The sequence below is a fragment of the Streptomyces sp. NPDC001700 genome, from assembly GCF_053596435.1.
Genome location: NZ_JBSFGE010000004.1, coordinates 521280 through 542957 on the forward strand (window position 1 = coordinate 521280; position 21678 = coordinate 542957).

Here is a 21678-nt window from a genome sequence, read left to right on the forward strand (position 1 = left end):
ACGGCTTCGCCACGGCCGCCCTCCAGGCACTCTGAACCCTCCCAGCCATAGAAAGGACATCCCCCCCATGACGTCGATTCCGAAGGTGACACTGAACAACGGTGTCGCGATGCCGCAGCTGGGCTTCGGTGTCTTCCAGGTCCCCGACGACGAGACCACCGCCTCGGTCAGCAGCGCCCTGGAGGCGGGCTACCGCAGCATCGACACCGCCGCCATCTACGGCAACGAACGCGGAGTCGGCCGCGCGCTGGCCACCTCCGGCATCCCCCGCGAGGAACTGTTCGTCACGACCAAGCTGTGGAACGACGACCAGGGCTACGACGCGACCCTCGCGGCCTTCGACACCTCCCTGGAGAAGCTCGGCCTGGACCACGTCGACCTCTACCTGATCCACTGGCCCACCCCGGCCCGTGACCGGTACCTCGACACCTGGCGCGCCTTCGAAAAGCTGCTCGCCGACGGCCGGACCCGCGCCATCGGCGTGTCCAATTTCCAGGTGCCCCACCTCCAGCGCCTGCTGGAGCACACCGGCATCACCCCGGTGATCAACCAGGTCGAGCTGCACCCCGCCCTCCAGCAGAGCGAGCTGCGCGCCTTCCACGCGGAGCACCGGATCGCCACCGAGGCATGGAGCCCGCTGGCCCAGGGTGCCGTCCTCGGTGCCCAGCCCCTCGTGGACATCGCCGGCACGTACGGCGTCAGCCCCGCCCAGGTGGTGCTGCGCTGGCACCTCCAAACCGGCAACGTGGTCATCCCCAAGTCGGTCACCCCGAAGCGCATCCGGCAGAACCTCGACGTCTTCGGCTTCGAGCTGAGCGACGACGACATCGCCGCGATCACCGGCCTCGACGCCGGTACGCGCACGGGCCCGGACCCCGACACCCTCAACTGATAACTGATCGACCGACATCAACCGTTCACCCCTCCAGGAGGGCATAGCACCGTGAATATCGACCTTTCCGGCCGGACCGCGCTCGTCACCGGTTCCACCCAAGGCATCGGTTACGCCATCGCCGCCGGGCTCGCGCGCGCCGGAGCGCGCGTCGCCGTCAACGGCAGGCGCGCCGAGACCGTCGAACAGGCCGTGCGGAGTCTGCGTACCGAGACGGGCAACGACGCCATCGTCGCCGCACCCGGGGACCTGGCGGACGAGAACGGCACACAGGCCGTCCTGGACGCCGTTCCGCAGGTGGACATCCTCGTCAACAACCTCGGCATCTTCGGCGCGACCCCGCCGCTGGAGATCGACGACGCCGAGTGGCGCCGCTACTTCGAGGTCAACGTGCTCTCCGCCGTACGACTGATCCGCGCCTATCTGCCCGGCATGACGGAGCGGGGCTGGGGCCGCGTGCTCTCCCTCGCGAGCGACTCCGCCGTCGTCGTCCCCGCTGAGATGATCCACTACGGCATGACGAAGACCTCGCTGCTCGCGGTCACCCGCGGCTTCGCCAAGGAGGCCGCCGGTACGGGTGTCACCGTCAACTCCGTGATCGCCGGACCCACGCACACCGGCGGAGTGGAGGACTTCGTCCGCCAGCTCGTCGGCGACGAACTGCCCTGGGACGAGGCACAGCACCAGTTCATGGTCGAGCACCGCCCCCAGTCCCTGCTCCAGCGCCTCATCGAGCCCGAAGAGATCGCGAACATGGTGGTCTACCTCAGCTCCCCCTACGCCTCCGCCACCACCGGCGGGGCACTGCGGGTCGACGGCGGCTACATCGACTCGATCCTGCCCTGACACCACCGCAGAAAGAAAGGTGCTCCTCATGAGCCTCACCACGCTGCTGCCCGGTCGCCTCGGATTCGGTACCGCACCGCTGGGCAACATGTTCCGCGCGATCCCGGAGGAGGAGGCCCAGGCGACGCTGCGGGCCGCCTGGGACCAGGGGATCCGCTACTTCGACAGCGCTCCGTTCTACGGCGCGGGCCTCGCCGAGATCCGTCTCGGGGAGATGCTCGCCCAGCACCCGCGGGACTCCTTCGTCCTGTCGACGAAGGTCGGCCGGATCATTCACGACGAGGCCGAGGCCCCCTCCGGCCGCGACCTCGGCGAGAAGGGCGGCCTGTTCGAGCACGGCCGCCCGAACAAGGTGACCGACGACTACTCGGCCGACGCCACCAAGCGTTCGATCGAGGACAGCCTCCGGCGGCTGAACACCGACCGGCTGGACATCGTCTGGGTGCACGACATCGCCCAGGATTTCCACGGCGACCGTTGGCTGGCTCAGTTCGAGACCGCCCGCACAGGCGCCTTCCGCGTCCTGGACGACCTGCGCGACCAGGGCGTCATCAAGGCGTGGGGGCTCGGCGTCAACCGTGTCGAGCCGGTCGAGCTGACCCTCGCCCTGGACGAGCCCCGCCCCGACGGCTTCCTGCTCGCAGGCCGCTACACCCTCCTCGACCACCGCCAGGCACTGCAGCGGCTCCTGCCCGCTGCCCAGGAGCAGGGCGTCGGCATGGTCGTCGGCGGGCCCTACAGCTCCGGTGTCCTCGCCGGCGGCACCCACTTCGAGTACCAGAAGGCCTCGGCCGACATCGTGGAGAAGGTCCGGCGGATCAACGGCCTCGCCGAGCGGTACGGCGTGACCGTCAAGGCGGCGGCGCTCCAGTTCTCCCTGGCCCACCCCGCCGCCGCGGCCGTCATCCCCGGCGCCACCCGCCCCTCGCGCATCGCCGAGGACCTGGCAGCCCTTCGGGAAGAGGTCCCCACCGACTTCTGGGACGAACTCCGGGCGGCCGGCCTGCTCGACCCCGCCGCGCCGTGAGCCCGTGCGCCCATGAGTTCGGAAGCCGGATTCCAACGAAGGCGGCGCCGATCGTCGGCGTACGGAGCTGGACTACCGAAACAGGTTGACCATCATCTGATGAAACAATCCAAGAGCCGCGATCGCGACCAGCCACCACGCAGGATCACGCCACGGGCGCTTGGGCCATTCATCATCCTCCATCTCGGATCCTTCCCCTGTTCAGCTCACTCCTGAGCGACAGTCGTACGCCTTGTGAACGCGGTCAACGGCTTTTCCGTCGTATGCGATGCGCCGCGTTCAGGCGGCCTTCCGCAGGGCTGCCCGGCGAGGGAGTGCTGAGACGGTAGGTGTTGCCGTCCTCGTTCACCGTCCGGCCGGTGAAGAGGCTGGGGGGAGCGGTGGGGAGGGCCTGATCGGCCACCTACGCGAATGCCAGGTGTGCGACACCTGGGCGAAGAGATGGCTACGCCGGTCGAGGTAGGCATTCAGGGCCTCTCGCGGTACACCAGCCCCGGAAGCGGTGTCCGTATCAGTCACGGTCAGCCACGCCTCGTCCAATAGGTTGCACAAATTGGGCCCCCTCCCAATTCTTCCGTCTAGCGAGGTGTCGATACACTTACACACCCTTCAGGAGCCTAGAAGGCGAAATACGAGAATTCACCACATCGGTGCTGGGCCGCACCAGAGGGCCGCGGGGCGGTCAGTTCGTCAGGAGTCTGCGCAGCCACAGCAGTCGCGCGGCGCGGGCGTCGTGGGAGATGGCGGCGTGCGGGGCCATTCCGCTGAAACCGTGGAAGGCGCCGGGCCAGACGTGCAGTTCGGCCCCTCCCCCGGCCTGCCAGAGGCGGGTGGCGTAGTCGACGTCCTCGTCGCGGAAGGTCTCGGCGGATCCCACGTCGATGAACGCGGGCGGCAGCCCGGACAGGTCGGTCGCGCGGGCGGGTGCGGCGTAGGGCGAGACGGCGTCCGTTCCACGGGCGGCGCCGAGCAGCGCCGTCCACCCGGCCTCGTTGGAGACCCTGTCCCACACCCCGACCCCGGTCATCTGGCGGGCGGACGGGGTGTCGTTGCGGTCGTCCAGCATCGGGCACATCAGCAGCTGCCCGAACAGGGCCGGACCACCGAGGTCGCGCGCCAGCAGGGCGACGGCCGCCGCGAGGCCGCCACCGGCGCTGCCACCGGCGACGACGATGCGCTCCGGGTCGACGCCCAGCTCCTCGGCATGCTCGGCGGTCCACCTCAGGCCCGCGTAGCAGTCCTCGACCGGGCCCGGATACGGCGTGCCAGGTGCCAGCCGGTATTCGACGGACACCACGGCCAGCCCCAGCTCCTCGGCGAGGTCGAGCATCTCGGGCAGGCCCGTCCGGTTGTCGCCGACCATCATGCCGCCGCCGTGGATGTGGTACAGCGCCGGTGTGGGGGTGGCCGGGGCGGCCGGGCGGCAGATCAGCAGCGCGACGTCCGGCGCGTCCGCCGGGCCGGGTACGGACCGCTCCTCGACCCGGAAGGCGCCGTCGCGCTCCAGGTCCGCGTACGTCACCGGTTCCATCCCGGGCACGTCCTCAGGGGGCGTCGTGCCCGGATCGGCCCCGGACCCGCCGGGCGGCAGCATCCGCGTGATGACCGCGAGGGCCGCGGCGAGTTCCGGATCGAACGGCGGCGGTGGCCCGAGCGGTGCGGTGGCCGCCGGGTCGGGGGAGGTGTTCTGCATGGCCGGCTCCCAGGGTCGCGGAAGGAGGATCCCCCGCCGCCGGCCGCCCGCAGCGAGAGGTCAGCCGTCGCGTGGCGGATTCTACCGGCCGGGTGCCGCCGACATCCTGCTCAGCCGAGGGCGCGGTGAGGGCGGCCACGGGCAACAGCCTTGTATCGCGGCCGTGTGTACGAGCATGACCATCGCATGAGGGCAGCTCGCCAGGTGTTGTCCGGGACGCCGCCGCCCTCCACCGTTGATCAGCATGAACGATCCCAGGATGTCCCGCCGTCTCTTCCACGGCCTGCTGGGTGGCAGCGCGCTGATCGGGAAGTGGCACTGCGGCTGGCTGCCCGACTACAGCCCCACGAAGTCCGGCTGGGACGAGTTCTTCGGCAACTTCGGCGGCGTCCTGGAGTACTTCTCCAAGCTCGGTCAGCTCGGCGAGTACGACCTGTACGAGCGTCCCCAACTGGCCGCTCAGCGGGGAGAAGTTCGCCCTGCTGGAGCTGGGCGGCGCCCGGCCGGACCCGGCCTATCCGCTGGACGGCACGAGCCTGGCCGGTTACCTGCTGCGCGGCGACTGGAAGGACTACCAGGACGCCGATGGCAAGGACCAGCTGTTCAATCTCGCCCAGGACGTACGGGAGCAGGCCGATCTCGCTCCCGACAGGCCGGAACTCCTCGCGGAACTCAAGACCTCCTGGGAAAGGACAGCCGAGAAACTGCTTCCCTATCCGGCGGCCTGAGGAGCGGCCTCGCTACGACACGCTTCTACGATACGTTTCTACGACACTCTTCTAGGAGACATTGAAGGAAATCTTCTCCAGGACCGGTCCGGCGCCGGAAACCTGCCCCTCGGCAAGCGCCTCGGAATACTGGCCATTCGCCTGGAGCGCGCTGAGGGCTTCCGCGGTGAGATTGACGGTAATGCTGATGCCGCCCTCGGAACCCGGGGCTCGGTCAATGCTGATCTGGTTGCTCATGTCCGGGGACGCTACCCGAACTCCCCATCTTCCGAAGGCTTTTGAGCATTGATGGCAAAAGGCGGGGAAGTGGCTCAGCGGCCGGTCCACCTCGGGGTACGTTTTTCGGCGAATGCGCGCGGTCCCTCCCGCGCGTCGTCGGATGTCAGCATGGCCCGGTATGCGGGCAGGTCGCCGTGGCGCAGGTGGGCGTAGCCTTCCTCGATCGTGGAATTCGCCGTGGTCCGGAGGATTTCCTTGATGGCCGCCACCGCCAGTGGCGCCCCGGCGCGGATGTCGCGGGCCAGCCGCAGGGCCGTCTCCAGGAGGTCGGGGCCGTCGACGACGCGGTTGACCAGACCCCAGCGTTCCGCCTCGGATGCGGGCATGCGGCGTCCGGTCAGCAGGAGGTCGCCCGCCACCGCCTGCGGGAGGCGCCGGGGGAGCCTCAGCACGCCGCCGGAGTCGGGGATCATGCCGAGGGTCACTTCCGGCAGGGCGAACTCGGCGTGGTCGGCGGCGACGATCAGGTCGGCGGCCAGGGCGAGTTCGAAGCCACCGCCGAGGGCGAGGCCGTTCACCGCCGCGATGACGGGCTTGTCGAGGTCGAAGAGTTCGGTGAGCCCGGCGAAGCCGCCGGGGCCGTGGTCGGCGTCGATGGCCTCCCCCGACGCCGCGGCCTTGAGGTCCCATCCCGCCGAGAAGAACCGCTGACCGGCGCCGGTGACCACCGCCACGCGCAGCGACTCGTCCCGGGCCAGCCTGTCGAAGGCGGCGTGGAGCGCGCGGCTCGTGGCCACGTCGATCGCGTTGGCCTTGGGGCGGTCCAGGGTCACCAGCAGGACGCCGCCGTCGGCCTCGATGCGTACCGGGTCAGCCATGCGCTTCTCCTCGTTCGTCGGTCCCGAGCCTGATCAGCACATCGGCGGCCACGACGCCGCCGTGACCGGGAAGGACCAGCAGGGGGTTGATGTCGAGTTCCACGAGTGTGTGCGCGTGGCCGCGCGCGTAGTCGGCCACGGCGGCCACCGTGTCGATGACGGCGTCGACGTCACCCGGTGGCTGGCCACGGAAGCCGGTCAGCAGCGGCCAGACGCGCAGCCGTCGCAGCGCGGCGCGGATCTCGTCGCGCCGTACGGGCAGCAGCAGGGTGGCCGCGTCGTGGAGAAGTTCGACCATCGTGCCGCCCGCGCCGAGGGTGAGCGCCGGGCCGAACTGCGGGTCCCGGTGGACGCCGACGATCAGTTCCGCCACCGCGCCCTCGGCCATGCGCTCCACGAGGAAACGGTCCGAGAGCCCCGCCATGGCGGCCACCGCCTCGCGCACCTGCTGTTCCCCGGACAGCCCGAGGCGCACCCCGCCGACGTCGCTCTTGTGCGCGATCGTCTCCGACAGCGCCTTCACCACCACGGGGAAGCCGATGTCCCGGGCCGCCTCGGCCGCGCTCTCGGCCGACGTGGCCACGGAGCCGGAGGGAACGGGAACGCCCCACTCGGCGAGGGTCCGCTTGCCGCGCCACTCGTCGAGCGGCGGCGAGCCGGGCGGCGGTGCGGGGGTGGCCGAGTCGAGCGGCAGGGCCGTATCGGCCGTCTCCTGGGCCAGCCCGGTCTGGCGCGCCGCCGCGATCGCCGTCAGGCATTCGGCGATGCCCTGCATCGGGGCGACGCCCTCGTCCAGCAGCCGCGTGCGCACCGGCTCCGGCAGCCCTTCCGGCAGCGTACTGACCACACAGGCGGGCGCGCCGGTGTGGCGGCGCGCGGCCAGGCAGGCGTCCAGGGTGGTCTGCCACGCTTCCGGGGAGCAGCGGTCCGCGCGGGGGAAGTCGAGCACTAGGAGATGCATGTCGAATCCGGTGGTGAGGAAGGCGCGGAAGCAGTCGCGCTGGGCGTCGAAGTCGCCCCAGATGTAGGTGTGGTAGTCCAAGGGGTTGGCGACGGACACCCGGTCGCCGAGCACCTCCCCGAGCCGCCGGGCGGTGTCGTGCGGAAACGGTGGCAGTTCGACGTCGTGGTCGTGGGCGAGGTCGGCCAGCAGTGACGCCTCGCCTCCCGAGCAACTCGCGGAGGCGATTCGCGCTCCGGTGCTCGGCCCGTGGACGTGCAGATACTTCAGTGTCTCCAGGAAGGTGGCGACCTGGTGCACCCGGGCCATGCCCAGGCGCCGGAAGAAGGTGTCGCAGAGCACATCGGACCCGGCCAGGGAGCTGGTGTGGCTCAGATTGGCCCGGCCGCCCAGTTCCGACCGGCCCGTTTTCAGCACGACGATCGGCACGCGCCGCTGGAGGGCGCGTACGGCGGCCCGGGACAGCCCCGCGGGGTCGTCGATGCCCTCCAGGTGCAGACCGATCGCGGTGATCCGGGGGTCTTCCAGCAGGGCTTCGACCAGTTCGGCCACCCCCGTCACGGCGGCGTTGCCGACCGTCACCAGTCGGGCGAGCGGCAGCGATCGGCGCTGCATGGTGAGGTTCTGGCCGATGTTGCCGCTCTGGGTGATGATGGCGACGCCACGGTCCACCCGTCGCCCGCCGTGCTGGTCGGCCCAGAGCGCGGCGCCGTCGAGGTAGTCGAGCATCCCGATGCAGTTGGGCCCGATCACCGCCATCCGCCCCGCCGCACGGACGAAGTCGCGCTGCCACCGCGCACCGGTCTCCCCGTCCTCGGCGAAGCCCGCCGCGTGGCAGACCGCGCCGCCCGCGCCGCGTGCGGCGAGTTCCGCCAGCACCTCGACGGTGGCGTCCCTCGGTACGGCGAGGAACGAGGCGTCCGGCGGGTCGGGCAGCGCGGCGGCGTTCGGGTAGCAACGCAGGCCTTCGATGCTCGTACGCCGGGGATGGACCGGCCAGATCGTCCCGGTGAAGCCCGCGCGGCGGCACTGCCGGATCGCGGCGGCGGCGGTGTCGCCGCCGAACACGGCGATGTGGCGCGGGCTCAGCAGGCGCCGGAGGTTGTCCCTGGTGCCCATCGCCGGGTCACGATCCGAGGGGGCGCAGCAGGGACCGGGAGATGATGTGGCGCTGGATTTCGCTGGTGCCGTCCCAGATGCGCTCCACGCGCGCGTCCCGCCAGAAGCGTTCCAGCGGCAGTTCCGCCATCAGCCCCATGCCGCCGAAGATCTGCACCGCCCGGTCGGTGATGCGGCCCAGCGCTTCGGACGCGTACAGCTTCGCCATCGCCGCGTCGCGGTCGGTCATGGTGCCCTGGTCGAGTTTCCACGCCGCCCGCATGGTGAGGAGTTCGGCGGCCTCCAGCTCGGTGGCCATGTCCGCCAGGGGGAAGCCGACGCCCTGGAAGCGGCCGATCGTCTGGCCGAACTGGCTGCGTTCGGCGGCCCACCCCGTGGCGAGGTCCAGGACGCGCCGGGCGCGGCCGACACTGGTGGCGGCGACGCTGAGCCGACTGGCGCCCAGCCACTCCCCCATCAGGTCGAAGCCACGCCCCTCTTCGCCGAGGCGCTGGCCCACGGGGATACGGCAGTCCGTGAACGACAGCTCGCACTGGTGGTAGCCCCGGTGCGATACGCACGCCGAGCCACGGGTGACGGTGAGCCCGGGGGTGTCCAGGTCCACCAGGAACGCCGTGATCGGGTTCTTCCGCCCGCGCCCTGGTTCCGGCGCCGCGTCGGTGGCGCCGGTGGTGGCGAAGAGGATCACGAAGTCCGCCGCGTCGGCGTGGCTGATGAAGTGTTTGGTGCCGTTGAGGACGTAGTCGTCGCCGTCCGCCACCGCGCGGGTGGTCATCGAGCGTACGTCGGATCCGGCGCCGGGTTCGGTCATGGCGAGGCAGTCGTGGCGTTCCCCACGGATGGTCGGGAGCAGATAGCGCTCGCGCTGCTCCCCTTCGCACGCCCGCAGGATGTTGCTCGGCCGGGCGACGAGCATCTGCAGGGCGTAACCGGCGCGGCCCAGCTCGCGTTCGACCAGGGTCATGCTGGTGGCGTCCAGGCCGCCGCCACCCAGTTCTTCGGGCATGTTGGCCGCGTAGAGCCCGGCGTCGAGGGCTTTTCGGCGGATCCGTTCGGCCAGTTCGGGCGGCACCTCGTCAAGCCGCTCGACCTCGTCCTCGTGCGGCTCCAGCTCGGTCGTGACGAACTTGCGCACCGTCTCCACGATCATGCGCTGCTCGTCGGTGAGTTCGAAATCCATGGCGGCTCCTCAGGACGGCGGGGCGGGAGCGAAGAGGTCTTTCAGTCGCGGCGGCGGATGCCCATCGGGCGGCCCACGGCCTCGGGCCGGGGCAAGGTGGTGTGGGCCTGCTGGATCGCGGCCAGCCGCTGGAGCAGGGTCGTCGGCAGGGGACACGACCTTCCCTGCTCCATGTCGACGTGCACCAGCATCTGTTCGGCCGTGGCCAGCAGGGTGCCGGTGGTGCCGTGGTGCATTTCGTGGAAGATGTGCACGCGCTTGGTGTCGTGGTCCAGTACGCGGAGGGTCAGCCGGATCGGCTCGCCCTCGGCCACTTCGCGGCGGTGGTGCAGATGGGTTTCCACCGTGTAGAGCGAGTGGCCCTCGGCGCGGTACCGCTCGTCGATGCCGATGTAGCGGAAGAACGCGTCCGCGTTGTCCCCGAAGACCAGCAGGTAGCAGGACTCGCTCATGTGGCCGTTGTAGTCCACCCAGGCCGCGTCGACCGTGGTGTAGTGCAGGGACAACGGTGCGGGGATGTCGTCGCTGTGGGCCATACCCGGCTCCTGTTCCTGAGGTCGCTCAGCCGCGGAGGATCTCGCGTTGCACGAAGTCGTAGAGGGTCCGCCGCATCCGCTCGGCGGTCCGGCCGGGGCGGCCGGTGAGCACCTGGATGCCCAGTCCGTCGATCAGGGCCGTCAGGGTCGCCGCCAGTTCCTCGGGATCCGCGTCGGTGAAGACGCCCTGGGCCTGGCCTTCGGCGATCGTGCGGGCGACCGTGTCGTGGTAGCGGGCGTAGGAGTCGGTGTGCAGCACCCGCAGCTCCGGGCGCAGCGCGCTTTCGTTCCACACCTGCAGCCAGATCGACCATTCCCGCTGCAGCGCGCCCGGGGTGGGCAGTTGCAGCTCGACCAGGCGCAGCAGCCGCTGGTGGGCGTCCTCGATGCCGTGCAGTTCCGCGACCTGGCGGTCGAACGCCTGCTTCACCGAATGGCGCAGTGCCTCGGTGAGCAGGCCGTCGCGGCCGGGGAAGTGGTAGTGGATGGTGGCGGCGCTCGTACCGCAGGCCTCCGCGACGTCCGACACCCGCACCGCGTGGTAGCCGCGCTCGGCGATGAGGCGCCAGGCCGCGTCGAGGATCTGCCGGTACCGGCCGGTGTCGCCGCTGGGTTCCGGTCGCCGCGCGGTGCGCTGCGGTACGGCGGACACGGTGTCCGCCTCGTCGCTGCCGTTGATCAGCCAGTTCACCGTGACGTCGCCGATCTCGGCGATCCGGGTCAGCTCGGCGGGGGTGAACCGCCGGGCGCCGGTCAGCGACTTGGACAGCTTGGTGGGGTCCAGCCCCATGTCGTCGGCGAACGCGCGCTGGCTGCCCGGGTATCCGCGCAGCACCTCACGCACCCGCTGACGCGTCGCGTCCGCAGTGTGCAGCATGCCGCCGACCCTAGGGGCGCGTTGCGAAACCCGCAATAGTCTGACGCGTCAATCGCATCGCAACGCGGCGCCCTGGTCACCCTCTTCCTCGGGAGCCTCTTCCATGGGTGCTTCTTCCATGGGCGGCATGAAGGCGCGCAGCCACCGCTCCGTCTGGGCGACGTGGGCCTCGGCTGCTCCGGCGGCGGCGCGCGGATCGCGGTCGGCGATCGCGGTGGCCAGCACGCGGTGGTCCTCATCGCTCTTGCGCCGCATCGTCTCGCCCTCGGGGAGGGTGAAGATCTGGTACTTGCGGGAGCGGGCGCGGAAGACCGCGAGCAGGGAGGCGAGGGCGGGGTTTCCGGCGGCGGTGGCGATCTCGGCGTGGAAGCGGTGGTCGAGGTCCGAGGCCTCGGCCGGGTCGTCGGTGGCGTCCATGGCCTCGATGAGCGCGAAGAGCGTCCGTACCGTCTCCGGTGTGCTGCGGGCGGCGGCCTGCGCCGCGACATGGGCCTCCAGGACGCGCCGGATCTCGTACATCTCCAGCAGACCGGAGAGCGGCAGCAGCTCCAGGGTGAGCGACAGGCTGCCTATCATGTCCTCCGGCCTGAGCTGGGAGACATACGTGCCGGAGCCGTGCCTCGGCTCGATCACACCCAGGGCCGCGAGCATCCGCACGGCCTCGCGCAACGAGCCCCGGGACACGCCGAGTTCCTCGCACAGCTCGCCCTCGGGCGGAACGCGCCCTCCGGCGCCGAGGCGTCCGGTGGCGATCATGTGCCGTAGGCCGTGGAACGCCTTGTCGACTGCGGACATCCGATTTCCTCCCGAAACGGGCGGGGCGCCGTCCTGCGCCCTTCACCGCACTGTACCGATTCATCAGATGTGTCGGAGATGTCGATCGGAAGTCATCTGATGAATCGCGCCGCAGACCCCTTGATTGCGCGGAATCCGTGCTGCAGGATGCCGAGTCATCATATGTGTTCTGGTCATCGTCAGATCTCTCCCCCTTCCTGACCGGAACACCCGGACCCCGGCAGATCGGGAGTCATGTGAGCGAGACCGATGTCATCGCGGCGCCACGTCCCCTGTTGCTGACCGACGGCAGGCCCGCCGACCGGGCGTGGTCGCTGGACCCCGCCATGAGACACCTGAACCACGGTTCCTTCGGCGCCGTTCCCCTGGTGGCGCAGGAGCGGCAGAAGCAGCTGCGCGCGGAGATGGAGCGCTCCCCGGTGGTGTGGTTCCCGGCGCTGCCGCAGCGGGTCGCGGACACCAGGGTGGAGGTCGCCCGCTTTCTGCGGGTGGCCGCCGACGACCTGGCCCTGGTGCCGAACGCGAGCGCCGGGGTCAGCACCGTGTACGCCGCCCTCGACCGGCACCGTGGCGGGGAGATCGTCGTCACCGACCACGGCTACGGGGCCGTCACCATGGGCGCCGAGCGGCTGGCGCGCGACCGATGGGAGGGCAGAGTCCGCACCGCGCGGGTGCCCCTCGACGCGGACGAGGAGCGGGCGTACGAGGCCGTGTTCGCCGAGGTGTCCGAGGCGACCGGCCTCATCGTGCTGGACCAGATCACCTCGGCGACCGCCCGCCGGATGCCGGTGGAGCGGATCGGCGCGGAGGCGCGGCGGCGCGGGATTCCACTGCTCGTGGACGGGGCGCACGCACCCGGTCTGCTCCCCGCCCCGCTCTCCGGGCTGACCTGCGATGTCTGGATCGGGAACCTGCACAAGTGGGGGTGCGCGCCACGCGGTACGGCGGCCCTCGTCGCCCAGGGTCCGCTGCGCGAGCGGCTCCACCCGCCGATCGACTCGTGGGGCGCAGAGGATCCGTACCCCGACCGCTTCGACCAGCAGGGCACGGTGGACGCCACCTGCTACCTGGCGGCGCCGACGGCGCTCGGCTTCATCGAGCACACCTGGGGCTGGCAGCGCGCCCGCCGCTATATGGACCAGCTGGCGGGCTACGCGGCGCAGGTCATCGGTGCCGCGTTCACCGAGCTGACCGGCGCGGACAGCGCCGTCGACGTCGGCATGCCGGTCCCCGGGATGCGGCTGGTGCGGCTGCCCGACGGGCTGGGCCCCACCCGCGTCGAGGCCGACGCGCTGCGCGACCGGGTCGCCCGGGAGCTGGGGGTCGAGGCGGCCTTCACCAGCTTCGGTGGCATCGGCTATCTGCGGGTGTCCGCCCACGTCTACAACACCGCCGCCGATTACGAGTACTTCGCCGAGGCTTGCGTCCCCGTCCTCGGCGAGTGGGCCCGCGCGGCTCGCGGGCGGCACGGCGCGCCGTAGCTGCTCGACACGTACGCCGTGCGCGTAGCGGCCCGACACGTACGCCCCTCCCCCGGGCCGCTCCCAGCGCGGCCCGCACCCAAGGAAGAGGTCAGCACGATGAGGAGAAGGACGGCAGCCCTCGCCCTCGGCACCGCCGCCACGATGGTCCTGACCGGCTGTTCCACCATGAACCCGGGCGCGAACGGCACGGTCACGCTCAACATGGTCGAGAGCCTGACCAACCCCGCCCGCACCGATCTGCTGAGCGGGCTCATAGCCGACTTCGAGAAGCGGAACCCCAAGATCAAGGTCAATCTGATCTCGCCGCCCACCGAGCAGGCCGACCAGAAGATCCAGCAGATGCTCCAGTCCGGCAGTGGCGTGGACGCCCTGGAGGTACGGGACATCACCGTCGGCCCGTGGTCGAACAACGGCTGGCTCCACGACATGAGGAAGGACCTGAAGGGGTGGCAGGGCTGGCAGGCCATGACGGAGAACGCCGTCAAGGCCGCCGAGGACGCCAAGGGCCACACCTATTTCGTCCCCTACGGCTTCTACGGGCTGAGCCTCTTCTACCGCACCGACCTGATCAAGGACGCCGGGTTCAGCGAACCCCCGGCCACCTGGGAGCAGTTGCTGAAGCAGGCGTCCGCCATCAACGACCCGGCGAAGCGGCGTTACGGCTACGCGTTCCGGGGCGGGGCCAACGCCAACAGCAACGCCACCGCCGTCATCGAGGCGTACGTGGCCGACCAGGTCGACCCGTCCAACGGCTACAGGCTGAAGGACGGCCGCACGATCTTCTCCTCGCCCAAGGCCGTGGACGCCCTCCAGACTTACCTGAAGCTCTTCAAGCAGGCCTCCCCCAAGTCGTCCGTCTCCTGGGGCTACCCGGAGATGGTCGAGGCCTTCTCCAACGGCTCCACGGCCTTCCTGCTCCAGGATCCGGAGGTGATCGCCACCGTCTCCGAGTCCAAGTCGATCTCGAAGGGCCAGTGGGACACCGCTCCCCTGGTGGCAGGGCCGAGTGGGAAGACCGTCCAGCCGCTGGCCACCGCCGGGTGGGGCATCGCGAAGGGCAGCAAGCACAAGGCGGAGACCGTCAAGCTGATCAAGTTCCTGTCGCAGGGCAAGGCGTCGACGGACTTCACCAAGAAGAACAGCCTGGTGCCGATCCTCAAGTCGGCCACCGAGGACCCGTTCTACAAGACCGGCCCCTGGTCGTCCTACGTCACCATGACCAAGCGCCCCGACACCTATCTCAACGTCAGCCAGCCGCGCGGAGTGGCCTGGTGGCGCGAGTGGGAGCAGAAGTCCGACACCGATGTGCAGAAGATGGTGAGCGGCAAGATGACGCCAAAGGAGCTGCTGGAGGGCTGGGACGCGTACTGGACCGAGAAGTGGGAGCAGGAGAAGTAGGGATGCCCGCCACCTCAGCGACCACCACTCCGAAGGCGCCCCGGCCGGTCCGGAAGAAGGCCGACCCGCACGCCCGGAGCGGGCAACAGGGCGGCCGCAGAAGGGAGTTCACGACCCGCCGGGGCCTGCTCATCGCCGCCTATATGGCACCGGCCGCGATCTTCGTGGCGGTGTTCACGTACTACCCCATGGTCGCGGGCAGCCAGATGGCCTTCCGCCACTGGGATCTCAACGATCTCACCGACACCTCGTGGGTGGGGCTCAAGAACTTCCACGCGGTCTTCTCCGACCCCAACTGGGACACCGTGCTGGGCAATACGGGCCTCTGGGTCATCGGCTCGATCGTGCCGCAGCTGGTGATCGGTTTCGCGCTGGCGCTGTGGCTGCGCCGCCGGTTCCGTTTCCGGGGCGTCTACCAGGCGCTGGTCTTCTTCCCCTGGGCGATCTCCGGGTTCCTCATCGGCATCCTGTTCCGCTGGATGTTCAACAGTGAGTTCGGCGTCGTGAACGATCTGCTGCAGAAGGCGGGTCTGATCGACGAGCCGGTGGCGTGGCTGGCCGATCCGCACAAGGCGATGATCGCCGTACTGATCGCCAACACCTGGTACGGCGTCACCTTCTTCGCCATCATGATCCTGGCCGCGCTCCAGTCGGTCCCCGACGAGCTGTACGAGGCCTCGGCGCTGGACGGGGCCGGGAAGGTGCGCACGCTCTTCCAGATCACCATCCCCTACATCCGGGTCACGCTGGTGCTCACCGTGCTGCTGCGGATCATCTGGATCTTCAACTTCCCCGATCTGATCTTCGGGATGACCGGTGGCGGGCCCAACAACGAGACCCACATCGTGACCACCTGGATGATCAAGATCACCCAGCAGGGCGACTACGGCAAGGCCTCCGCGCTCGGCCTCCTCGTGGTCGCGGGGCTGCTGCTGTTCACGGTGTTCTTCCTGCTGGCCACCCGTGAGAAGAAGCGAGAGGTGAGGCCGTGACCGGCAAAGAGACCCCGGCCGGCCGGGCCGTCCGCGTCGTCTTCCTGGGGCTGTGGCTGGCGTTCACCGTCTTCCCGCTGTACTGGATCACCATCACCTCGCTCAAGGCGCCGGGCGACATCTTCGCGTTCCCCATCGCCTACTGGCCCGAGCACTTCTCGCTGGAGAACTACAGCGAGCTGTTCGACAAGGCCGACTTCGGGACCTATCTCACCAACAGCCTCATCGTCGCGGCCGTCGCGGGCGCCGCCGCCACCGCGATCTCCATGCTGTCGGCGTATGTGCTGGCGCGCTTCGAGTTCCGCTCCAAGTCCGCGCTGCTGACGGCCGCGCTGGTCACCCAGATGATCCCCGCGTTCATCGCGCTGGGCCCGCTGTATCTGCTCATGACCGACCTGAGGCTGGTCGACAACCGGCTCGGGCTCATCCTCGTCTACGTCGCCGTGTGCATCCCCTTCTGTACGGTGATGCTCCGCGGCTTCTTCGAGAACATCCCCGACGCGCTGGAGGAGGCCGCGATGATCGACGGTCTCTCCCGGTTCTCGGCGCTGTTCCGGGTGCTGCTGCCGGTGATGCGTCCGGGGATCGTGGCGGCGTTCATCTTCAACTTCGTCAACTGCTGGAACGAGCTGTTCCTGTCGGTGACCCTGATGAACAGCGACGCCAACAAGACCGTCCCGACGGCCCTCAACGGCTTCATCTCCAGCTTCAACATCGACTGGGGTTCGATGTCCGCGGCGGCCGTGTTCACGATCCTGCCGACCATGGTGCTCTTCGCCTTCGCGAGCCGCCACATCGTGCAGGGGCTCACCTCCGGCGCCGTGAAGGGGTGAGGCCGCTCCGCTCCGGATATTGATCATTTTGCTCGGTCGAGGGCGCTTTCACCCCGGTGCGGTGAGCAGATTGCCCAGCCGGAAGACGACATGTTGCGCAGCAGGTGCGGTCTCTGTCTACTTCTCGCATCACACGGCATTCCTGGACGTCGGATCCAGGCGGTGGAGGTGGTCAATGTGGTCATGGACGCGACCTTCTCGGGTGCCCCGGGCAAGGACCCGGCCGGGAAGGGCCACCCGGGGACGCTCGGCACGCTGGAAGCGGTCGAGCGCCGGGTGCTGTGGCTGTCCACGGCCATGATCGACCACGCCAACCGGGTCCGGCCGAACCCCACGGGGCTGAAGGTGGGCGGCCACCAGGCGTCCAGCGCGTCGATGGCCTCGATCATGACGGCGCTGTGGTTCCACACGCTGACCGCCGAGGACCGGGTGTCGGTCAAGCCCCATGCGTCACCGGTGCTGCACGCCGTCAACTACCTGCTCGGCGAGCTGGACGAGTCGTACCTGACGACGCTTCGCGCGTTCGGCGGGCTGCAGAGCTACCCCAGCCGGTCCAAGGACCCCGACCGGGTCGACTACTCCACCGGCTCGGTCGGCATCGGCGCCACCGCTCCCCTGTGGGGCGCGCTCGCCCGGCGCTATGTGGAGGGCCGCTTCGGCGGCGCCGGGACCGGGCGGCAGTACTCCCTGCTCGGTGACGCGGAGCTGGACGAGGGCGCCATCTGGGAGGCGGTCCAGGATCCGGTGGTGTCCTCGCTGGGCGAGGTGACGTGGATCGTCGACCTGAACCGGCAGTCCCTGGACCGGGTGGTGCCCGGCATCGCCGCCGGGCGGCTGCAGGGCATGTTCACGGCCGCCGGGTGGCAGGTGCTCAACGTCAAGTACGGGCATCTGCTGCGCGAGCTGTTCACCCGGCCCGGCGGCGACGCCCTGCGCACACGCATCGACGCCATGGACAACCCCGAATACCAGCGGCTGCTGCGCTGCACCGCCGCACAGCTGCGCGAGCGGCTGCCCGGCAGCGGCTCCACCGCCGCCCCGATCGCCGGGCTCATCGCGCACCTGGACGACGCCACGCTGCTCGCCGCGCTGCGCAACCTGGGCGGCCATGACCTGGGTGCCCTGCTGGAGGCGTACGACACCATCGACGACACCCGGCCGACCGTGATCTTCGCGTACACGGTCAAGGGGCACGGGCTGCCCACCGAGGGCCATCCGCAGAACCACTCCTCGCTGCTGACGGCCGACCAGATGGGCCCGCTGGCCGAGCGGCTGGGGGCGGACCCGGACCGTCCCTGGGCCCGCTTCCCCGACGGCTCGGCGGAGGCGTCGCTGTGCGCGGCCGCCGCCGAGCGGCTGCACCGGCCGAAGCGCGAGCCGCGGCAGCCGCCCGCCGTTCCGGCCGACCTCGGCCGCCCGGCGCCCACCGGGACCGGCCACACCCAGCAAGCCCTCGGGCGGACACTGCTGGACCTCACCCGCCGGGCCCCCGAGGCGGCGGGCCGGATCGTCACCGTCAGCCCGGACGTCAGCTCGACCACCAACCTGGGCGGCTGGCTGAACAAGGTCGGCGTGTGGTCGGCCACGGAGGGCACCGACTGGTTCGCCGACGACGCCGAGACGATCCTGCACTGGCGGGAGAAGCCGACCGGGCAGCATGTGGAGCTGGGCATCGCCGAGACCAACCTGGTCGGCCTGCTGGGCGAGTTGGGCGCCACCTGGAGCCGCTGGGAGCAGCCGCTGCTGCCCATCGGCGTGGTGTACGACCCGTTCGTCAACCGGGCGCTGGAGCCGTGGTCCTTCGGGATGTACGCGGGCGGGCAGTCCATCCTGGTGGGCACCCCGTCCGGGGTCACCCTCGCCCCGGAGGGCGGCGCACACCAGTCGATCACCACGCCGTCGCTGGGCATCGAACAGCCGGGGTGTGTGTCGTACGAGCCCGCCTTCGCCCTCGACACCGAGTGGTGTCTGCTGGCCTCCTTAAGCAACCTCGGCCGCCCGCAGGGGAGTTCGGCGTATCTGCGGCTGTCGACCCGGCCGGTGGACCAGTCCCTGGCCGCCGTGCCCACCGACCCCGCCGCGCGTGAGCGGCGGCGCCGCCAGGTGGTGGCGGGCGCGTACCGGCTGCGGCGCCACGCCGAGCCGGTGGTGACCCTCGCGGCGATGGGCGCGCTGATCCCCGAGGCCCTGGCGGCGGCCGAACGGCTCGACGCCCTCGGCCACGGCGCCGATGTGGTGTGCGTGACCAGCCCGGATCTGCTGTTCCGCGCCCTCCAGGCCCGGCGCGGCCTGGCCGAGGACCCGGACTGGATCCTCGACCGCGCCTTCCCCGCCGACCGCGCCACCCCGCTGGTCACCGTGCTGGACGGCCACCCGCACACCCTGGCGTTCCTCGCCACCGTGCACCAGGTGCCCGTCACCACCCTCGGTGTGACCCGGTTCGGCCAGTGCGGCGCCCTCGACGACGTCTACCGGTACCACGGGATCGACAGCGACAGCGTTCTGACCGCCGCCCTCGACCTCATCGACTGACCCTGCTCACAGGTGGCGCAGCTTGTCCGGGTTGCGGATGACGCGGATCTCCGTGATCCGGCCGTCGGCGACCTCGACACAGACGACGGTGTCCGGGCGGCCCGCGACGGTGAGGAGCAGGCCCGGGTGGCCGTTGACGTCGACCGCGTGGACGCGGGGGTCGTCCATCGGCTGGGTGATGACGGCGGCGAGGAAGCGGGCGACCTTGTCCGCGCCGTGCTGCGGGCGGACGGCGGCCTTGACCTTGCCGCCGCCGTCGCTCCACGACGTCACATCGGGGGCGAGCAGCTCCATCATCCGGTTCAGGTCGCCGCCGAGACACGCGGCCAGGAACTCATCGGTGACCCGCCGCCGCACCTCGTCCGGTGTGTCGTAGCGCGGCCGCCGGGCCTGGACGTGTGCCCTGGCCCGGTGGCCGACCTGCCGCACGGCCGCCTCGCCGCGCTCCAGCATTCCGGCGATCTCCTTGAACGAGAAGCCGAAGACCTCCTTGAGCACGAAGACCGCCCGCTCCAGCGGCGAGAGGGTGTCGAGGACGACGAGCATGGCGAGCGAGACGGACTCGGCCAGCTCCACGTCCTCGGCCGCGTCGGGCTCGGTGACCAGCGGCTCGGGCAGCCAGGGCCCGACGTACTGCTCGCGAGTGGCGGCGGCCGAGGTGAGCCGGTTGAGGGCCAGGTTGGTCACCGTACGGGTCAGATACCCGGCCGGGTTGTCCACGGCGGTGGACACCTGGCTGCAGCGCAGCCAGGTGTCCTGCACCAGGTCCTCGGCGTCGGCGACACTGCCGAGCATGCGGTAGGCGATACCGAACAGCATCCGTCGGTGCTGCTCAAAGGTGGTTGTGTCGATCACATCCGGGACGGTACCGCGCAGGCGTCCGAAAAGCCCTGGCCTACCAGGCCGAAGGCGCTGTTGACGCGCGAGCGGTAGTTCTCCAGGGCGACCATGGCGGTGAGTTCGACGAAGGCGGCCTCCCCGAGCCGTTCGAGCAGGGCGGTGGCCAGCTCGTCGGTGACACGGAGCTCGGTCTCGGTCATGGCCTCGGCGTAGTCCAGGACGAGCAGCTCCAGCTCGGTGAAGTCCTCCCGGTGCTCACGCCACTGCGGGACCTTGCCGGCCTTGTCCAGGGGCAGCCCGAGGGAGCGGGCCTCCCAGTGGCCGAAGTCCATGCACCACGAGCAGTTGATCTTGGCCGCCGCGGCCATCACGGCGAGGTGCTTGAGGCCCTGGTCGAGCCGGTTCCACTTGGCGACCCCGCGCTCGTGCCGTACGTAGGTGAGCAGCACCCGCGCGTTGTGGCCGAGGGCCAGCCCGGGGTCGAGCACCTTGCCGTAGGTACGCCGGGAGTACCAGGCGCCGAGGCGGTTGAGCAGGGTGCTGGGCGGGGTGAGCGAGATCCGGGCCATGGGGGTCTCCTGTGTCGCTTCGGAAGGCTTCCGGAGGTGTGACAGGGGAGGCCGCCGGAGTGTGACATCGCGGTGCCGCATTCGGTGCTCCGGCGTGTGTTCACCGTCGGCTCGCTGCTCAGTGGAAATACGATTCGAGCGTGCCACGGCGCCGGACGTCGAGTGTCGCGCAGTGGAATGAGCCGCCGAACGGGGCGTAGTGCAGCAGGTCGCAGGGGATTGGTTCGAAGCCCCAGCCTTCGAGCGCGCGCAGCATGTCGGTGTGGTGGCGCTCGGCGATCACGCGTTTTTCGTCGACCATGAGGATGTTCATGCTGAGCCACTTTCCGCACATCGAGGTGAGCCTGAGCAGCCGCTCCTCGATGGGGTTGGGCTCGGGGGCGATCAGGACGTCCCAGGAGTTCAGGATGTCGGGCAGGCGGTCGACGTCGATGTACTCGGGGTTGATGAGCACCTTGCCCGGCGACATCAGGAGGAAGGTGGTGTCGATGTGCATCGGTGTGCGGCAGCGGCTCTCGATCTCGTGGATGCGATATCCGGATCCGAGGTGACGGCGCAGCCAGTCGATGCCCATGCGGTTGGTGACATTGCTCCGCAGTACGAAGAGGTCGCGCCCCGCGCGGACGAAATCGGCCGCGTCGAACACCGGCTCGAACTCGGTGAGGATGTAGCGCATGGGCTCGCCGTCTTCCGGGGTGCGGAATTCCGGCTCGTACAGGGCGTCGGTGAGCTGCGGCTTGGGGGCCGAGGTCCAGCGTGCGCCACGGCGGAAGTAGTCCTTGAGGAGGGCACGGTAGGAGTGGGTCTCGAAATACCGGCACGGCCACGCCATCGGCGTCTCGATGATCTCGTCACCGATCACGAGCATGCTGTCGCGCGGACACGTGTTGCAGAAGCCGCGCGACGACCAGTCGGGGGTGCCGAAGCGCTGCCGGTGGTCGACGGCGTCGGGGCGGGTGACCGTGACGCCGAGGGAGCGCAGGAGAGCGATGAACTCATCGAGTTCCCGCTGCGCCGGTTCGATGAGCATGCGCGGATACTTGATGCCCGAGGCGAGCCCCTGCCACCGGCCCGCCCACCGTGGGATGTTGCAGGACACGACGGGGTGGCTGGAGGGGATCGCGGCGCCGTCGAGGCGCCCGACGATGATCTCCTCCAGCGGATCCCATTCGTTGTGTGAATTGACCGGCGAAACGAGCTGCTCCGCAGGAAGGTCAGGTCTCTGCACTACCGCCATGGTCCATCGCTTCCGCTCACCGATGTACGAAACGTAAAGTAT

At 69.9% G+C, this 21678-nt stretch carries 19 protein-coding genes and 1 pseudogene; 9 read left to right on the plus strand and 11 right to left on the minus strand.

The genetic code is table 11. The features are described 5' to 3' along the window. Nucleotides 1-67: 67 nt before the first annotated feature. From ACWC5C_RS10730 to ACWC5C_RS10740, 3 genes are read left to right on the plus strand one after another with little or no spacing between them, the layout of a single operon-like run. Entirely contained in the window at nt 68-892 is an 825-nt protein-coding gene (locus tag ACWC5C_RS10730; RefSeq protein ID WP_450875077.1) for an aldo/keto reductase, read from the plus strand. Between the two features lie 51 nt (nt 893-943). Further along, nucleotides 944-1738 (plus strand): SDR family NAD(P)-dependent oxidoreductase, encoded by a 795-nt coding sequence (locus ACWC5C_RS10735; protein ID WP_450875078.1) that lies wholly within the window; start codon nt 944-946, stop codon nt 1736-1738. A gap of 28 nt (nt 1739-1766) precedes the next feature. Beyond that, complete coding sequence (locus ACWC5C_RS10740; protein ID WP_450875079.1) at nt 1767-2765, plus strand: aldo/keto reductase; 999 nt, start codon at nt 1767-1769, stop codon at nt 2763-2765. A gap of 682 nt (nt 2766-3447) precedes the next feature. Here the strand turns inward: ACWC5C_RS10740 and ACWC5C_RS10745 are convergent. Beyond that, nucleotides 3448-4458: an alpha/beta hydrolase gene (locus ACWC5C_RS10745; protein ID WP_450875080.1), complete on the minus strand. Its 1011-nt coding sequence runs from the start codon at nt 4456-4458 to the stop codon at nt 3448-3450. A 295-nt stretch (nt 4459-4753) separates the two neighbouring features. Here ACWC5C_RS10745 and ACWC5C_RS10750 point away from each other — a divergent pair. Then, nucleotides 4754-5186 (plus strand): annotated as a pseudogene (locus ACWC5C_RS10750) (hypothetical protein); the annotation flags it as partial. A gap of 51 nt (nt 5187-5237) precedes the next feature. On the opposite strand, the gene ACWC5C_RS10755 reads toward ACWC5C_RS10750, so the two are convergent. The 7 genes from ACWC5C_RS10755 to ACWC5C_RS10785 all read right to left on the minus strand — a co-directional run bounded on the left by ACWC5C_RS10755 (nt 5238) and on the right by ACWC5C_RS10785 (nt 11751). Then, nucleotides 5238-5423: a hypothetical protein gene (locus ACWC5C_RS10755; protein ID WP_385437490.1), complete on the minus strand. Its 186-nt coding sequence runs from the start codon at nt 5421-5423 to the stop codon at nt 5238-5240. A 74-nt stretch (nt 5424-5497) separates the two neighbouring features. Beyond that, on the minus strand, nt 5498-6283 hold the full coding sequence (locus ACWC5C_RS10760) for a carnitinyl-CoA dehydratase (RefSeq protein ID WP_450875081.1): 786 nt from the start codon (nt 6281-6283) through the stop codon (nt 5498-5500). After that, a complete protein-coding gene (locus tag ACWC5C_RS10765) occupies nt 6276-8363 on the minus strand; it encodes an acetate--CoA ligase family protein (protein ID WP_450875082.1) in 2088 nt (695 codons plus the stop codon). Before ACWC5C_RS10765 ends, ACWC5C_RS10760 begins: the two co-directional genes overlap by 8 nt. Nucleotides 8364-8370: 7 nt before the next feature. Further along, nucleotides 8371-9543 carry an acyl-CoA dehydrogenase family protein gene (locus ACWC5C_RS10770; RefSeq protein WP_450875083.1) on the minus strand — a complete coding sequence of 391 codons (1173 nt, stop codon included), beginning with the start codon at nt 9541-9543 and terminating at the stop codon, nt 8371-8373. Between the two features lie 41 nt (nt 9544-9584). Continuing rightward, nucleotides 9585-10079, minus strand: a complete 495-nt coding sequence (locus ACWC5C_RS10775) for a thioesterase family protein (protein WP_450875084.1) — start codon at nt 10077-10079, stop codon at nt 9585-9587. 25 nt (nt 10080-10104) lie between these two features. After that, nucleotides 10105-10956, minus strand: a complete 852-nt coding sequence (locus tag ACWC5C_RS10780) for a TetR family transcriptional regulator C-terminal domain-containing protein (RefSeq protein ID WP_450875085.1) — start codon at nt 10954-10956, stop codon at nt 10105-10107. Between the two features lie 48 nt (nt 10957-11004). Further along, nucleotides 11005-11751, minus strand: a complete 747-nt coding sequence (locus ACWC5C_RS10785) for a FadR/GntR family transcriptional regulator (RefSeq protein ID WP_450875086.1) — start codon at nt 11749-11751, stop codon at nt 11005-11007. A 236-nt stretch (nt 11752-11987) separates the two neighbouring features. On the opposite strand from ACWC5C_RS10785, the gene ACWC5C_RS10790 reads away from it, so the two are divergent. The 5 genes from ACWC5C_RS10790 (at nt 11988) to ACWC5C_RS10810 (ending at nt 18990) form a co-directional block, all read left to right on the plus strand. Next, nucleotides 11988-13232, plus strand: coding sequence for an aminotransferase class V-fold PLP-dependent enzyme (locus tag ACWC5C_RS10790; protein WP_450875087.1), 1245 nt, complete (start codon nt 11988-11990; stop codon nt 13230-13232). Between the two features lie 99 nt (nt 13233-13331). Further along, nucleotides 13332-14633, plus strand: a complete 1302-nt coding sequence (locus tag ACWC5C_RS10795) for an ABC transporter substrate-binding protein (RefSeq protein ID WP_450875088.1) — start codon at nt 13332-13334, stop codon at nt 14631-14633. Nucleotides 14634-14635: 2 nt separating this feature from the next. Further along, nucleotides 14636-15625, plus strand: a complete 990-nt coding sequence (locus ACWC5C_RS10800) for a carbohydrate ABC transporter permease (RefSeq protein WP_450875089.1) — start codon at nt 14636-14638, stop codon at nt 15623-15625. Then, entirely contained in the window at nt 15622-16458 is an 837-nt protein-coding gene (locus tag ACWC5C_RS10805; protein ID WP_450875090.1) for a carbohydrate ABC transporter permease, read from the plus strand. Before ACWC5C_RS10800 ends, ACWC5C_RS10805 begins: the two co-directional genes overlap by 4 nt. Nucleotides 16459-16755: 297 nt before the next feature. Then, complete coding sequence (locus ACWC5C_RS10810; protein ID WP_450875151.1) at nt 16756-18990, plus strand: transketolase-like TK C-terminal-containing protein; 2235 nt, start codon at nt 16756-16758, stop codon at nt 18988-18990. 6 nt (nt 18991-18996) lie between these two features. On the opposite strand, the gene ACWC5C_RS10815 is transcribed toward ACWC5C_RS10810, so the two are convergent. The 3 genes from ACWC5C_RS10815 to ACWC5C_RS10825 all read right to left on the minus strand — a co-directional run bounded on the left by ACWC5C_RS10815 (nt 18997) and on the right by ACWC5C_RS10825 (nt 21636). Beyond that, nucleotides 18997-19845, minus strand: coding sequence for an RNA polymerase sigma-70 factor (locus ACWC5C_RS10815; RefSeq protein ID WP_450875091.1), 849 nt, complete (start codon nt 19843-19845; stop codon nt 18997-18999). Continuing rightward, entirely contained in the window at nt 19842-20399 is a 558-nt protein-coding gene (locus tag ACWC5C_RS10820; protein ID WP_450875092.1) for a carboxymuconolactone decarboxylase family protein, read from the minus strand. Before ACWC5C_RS10820 ends, ACWC5C_RS10815 begins: the two co-directional genes overlap by 4 nt. Nucleotides 20400-20517: 118 nt before the next feature. Beyond that, complete coding sequence (locus ACWC5C_RS10825; protein ID WP_450875093.1) at nt 20518-21636, minus strand: amidinotransferase; 1119 nt, start codon at nt 21634-21636, stop codon at nt 20518-20520. Nucleotides 21637-21678: the final 42 nt, after the last annotated feature.

What these genes read in the sequence shown, in the direction of transcription:
- ACWC5C_RS10745 (WP_450875080.1), bottom strand. Translation starts at nt 4,458, where the DNA reads ATGCAGAACACCTCCCCCGACCCGGCGGCCACCGCACCGCTCGGGCCA.
- ACWC5C_RS10765 (WP_450875082.1), bottom strand. Translation starts at nt 8,363, where the DNA reads ATGGGCACCAGGGACAACCTCCGGCGCCTGCTGAGCCCGCGCCACATC.
- ACWC5C_RS10800 (WP_450875089.1), top strand. Translation starts at nt 14,636, where the DNA reads ATGCCCGCCACCTCAGCGACCACCACTCCGAAGGCGCCCCGGCCGGTC.
- ACWC5C_RS10760 (WP_450875081.1), bottom strand. Translation starts at nt 6,283, where the DNA reads ATGGCTGACCCGGTACGCATCGAGGCCGACGGCGGCGTCCTGCTGGTG.
- ACWC5C_RS10810 (WP_450875151.1), top strand. Translation starts at nt 16,756, where the DNA reads ATGATCGACCACGCCAACCGGGTCCGGCCGAACCCCACGGGGCTGAAG.
- ACWC5C_RS10770 (WP_450875083.1), bottom strand. Translation starts at nt 9,543, where the DNA reads ATGGATTTCGAACTCACCGACGAGCAGCGCATGATCGTGGAGACGGTG.
- ACWC5C_RS10820 (WP_450875092.1), bottom strand. Translation starts at nt 20,399, where the DNA reads ATGGCCCGGATCTCGCTCACCCCGCCCAGCACCCTGCTCAACCGCCTC.
- ACWC5C_RS10785 (WP_450875086.1), bottom strand. Translation starts at nt 11,751, where the DNA reads ATGTCCGCAGTCGACAAGGCGTTCCACGGCCTACGGCACATGATCGCC.
- ACWC5C_RS10755 (WP_385437490.1), bottom strand. Translation starts at nt 5,423, where the DNA reads ATGAGCAACCAGATCAGCATTGACCGAGCCCCGGGTTCCGAGGGCGGC.
- ACWC5C_RS10780 (WP_450875085.1), bottom strand. Translation starts at nt 10,956, where the DNA reads ATGCTGCACACTGCGGACGCGACGCGTCAGCGGGTGCGTGAGGTGCTG.
- ACWC5C_RS10775 (WP_450875084.1), bottom strand. Translation starts at nt 10,079, where the DNA reads ATGGCCCACAGCGACGACATCCCCGCACCGTTGTCCCTGCACTACACC.
- ACWC5C_RS10730 (WP_450875077.1), top strand. Translation starts at nt 68, where the DNA reads ATGACGTCGATTCCGAAGGTGACACTGAACAACGGTGTCGCGATGCCG.
- ACWC5C_RS10740 (WP_450875079.1), top strand. Translation starts at nt 1,767, where the DNA reads ATGAGCCTCACCACGCTGCTGCCCGGTCGCCTCGGATTCGGTACCGCA.
- ACWC5C_RS10795 (WP_450875088.1), top strand. Translation starts at nt 13,332, where the DNA reads ATGAGGAGAAGGACGGCAGCCCTCGCCCTCGGCACCGCCGCCACGATG.
- ACWC5C_RS10825 (WP_450875093.1), bottom strand. Translation starts at nt 21,636, where the DNA reads ATGGCGGTAGTGCAGAGACCTGACCTTCCTGCGGAGCAGCTCGTTTCG.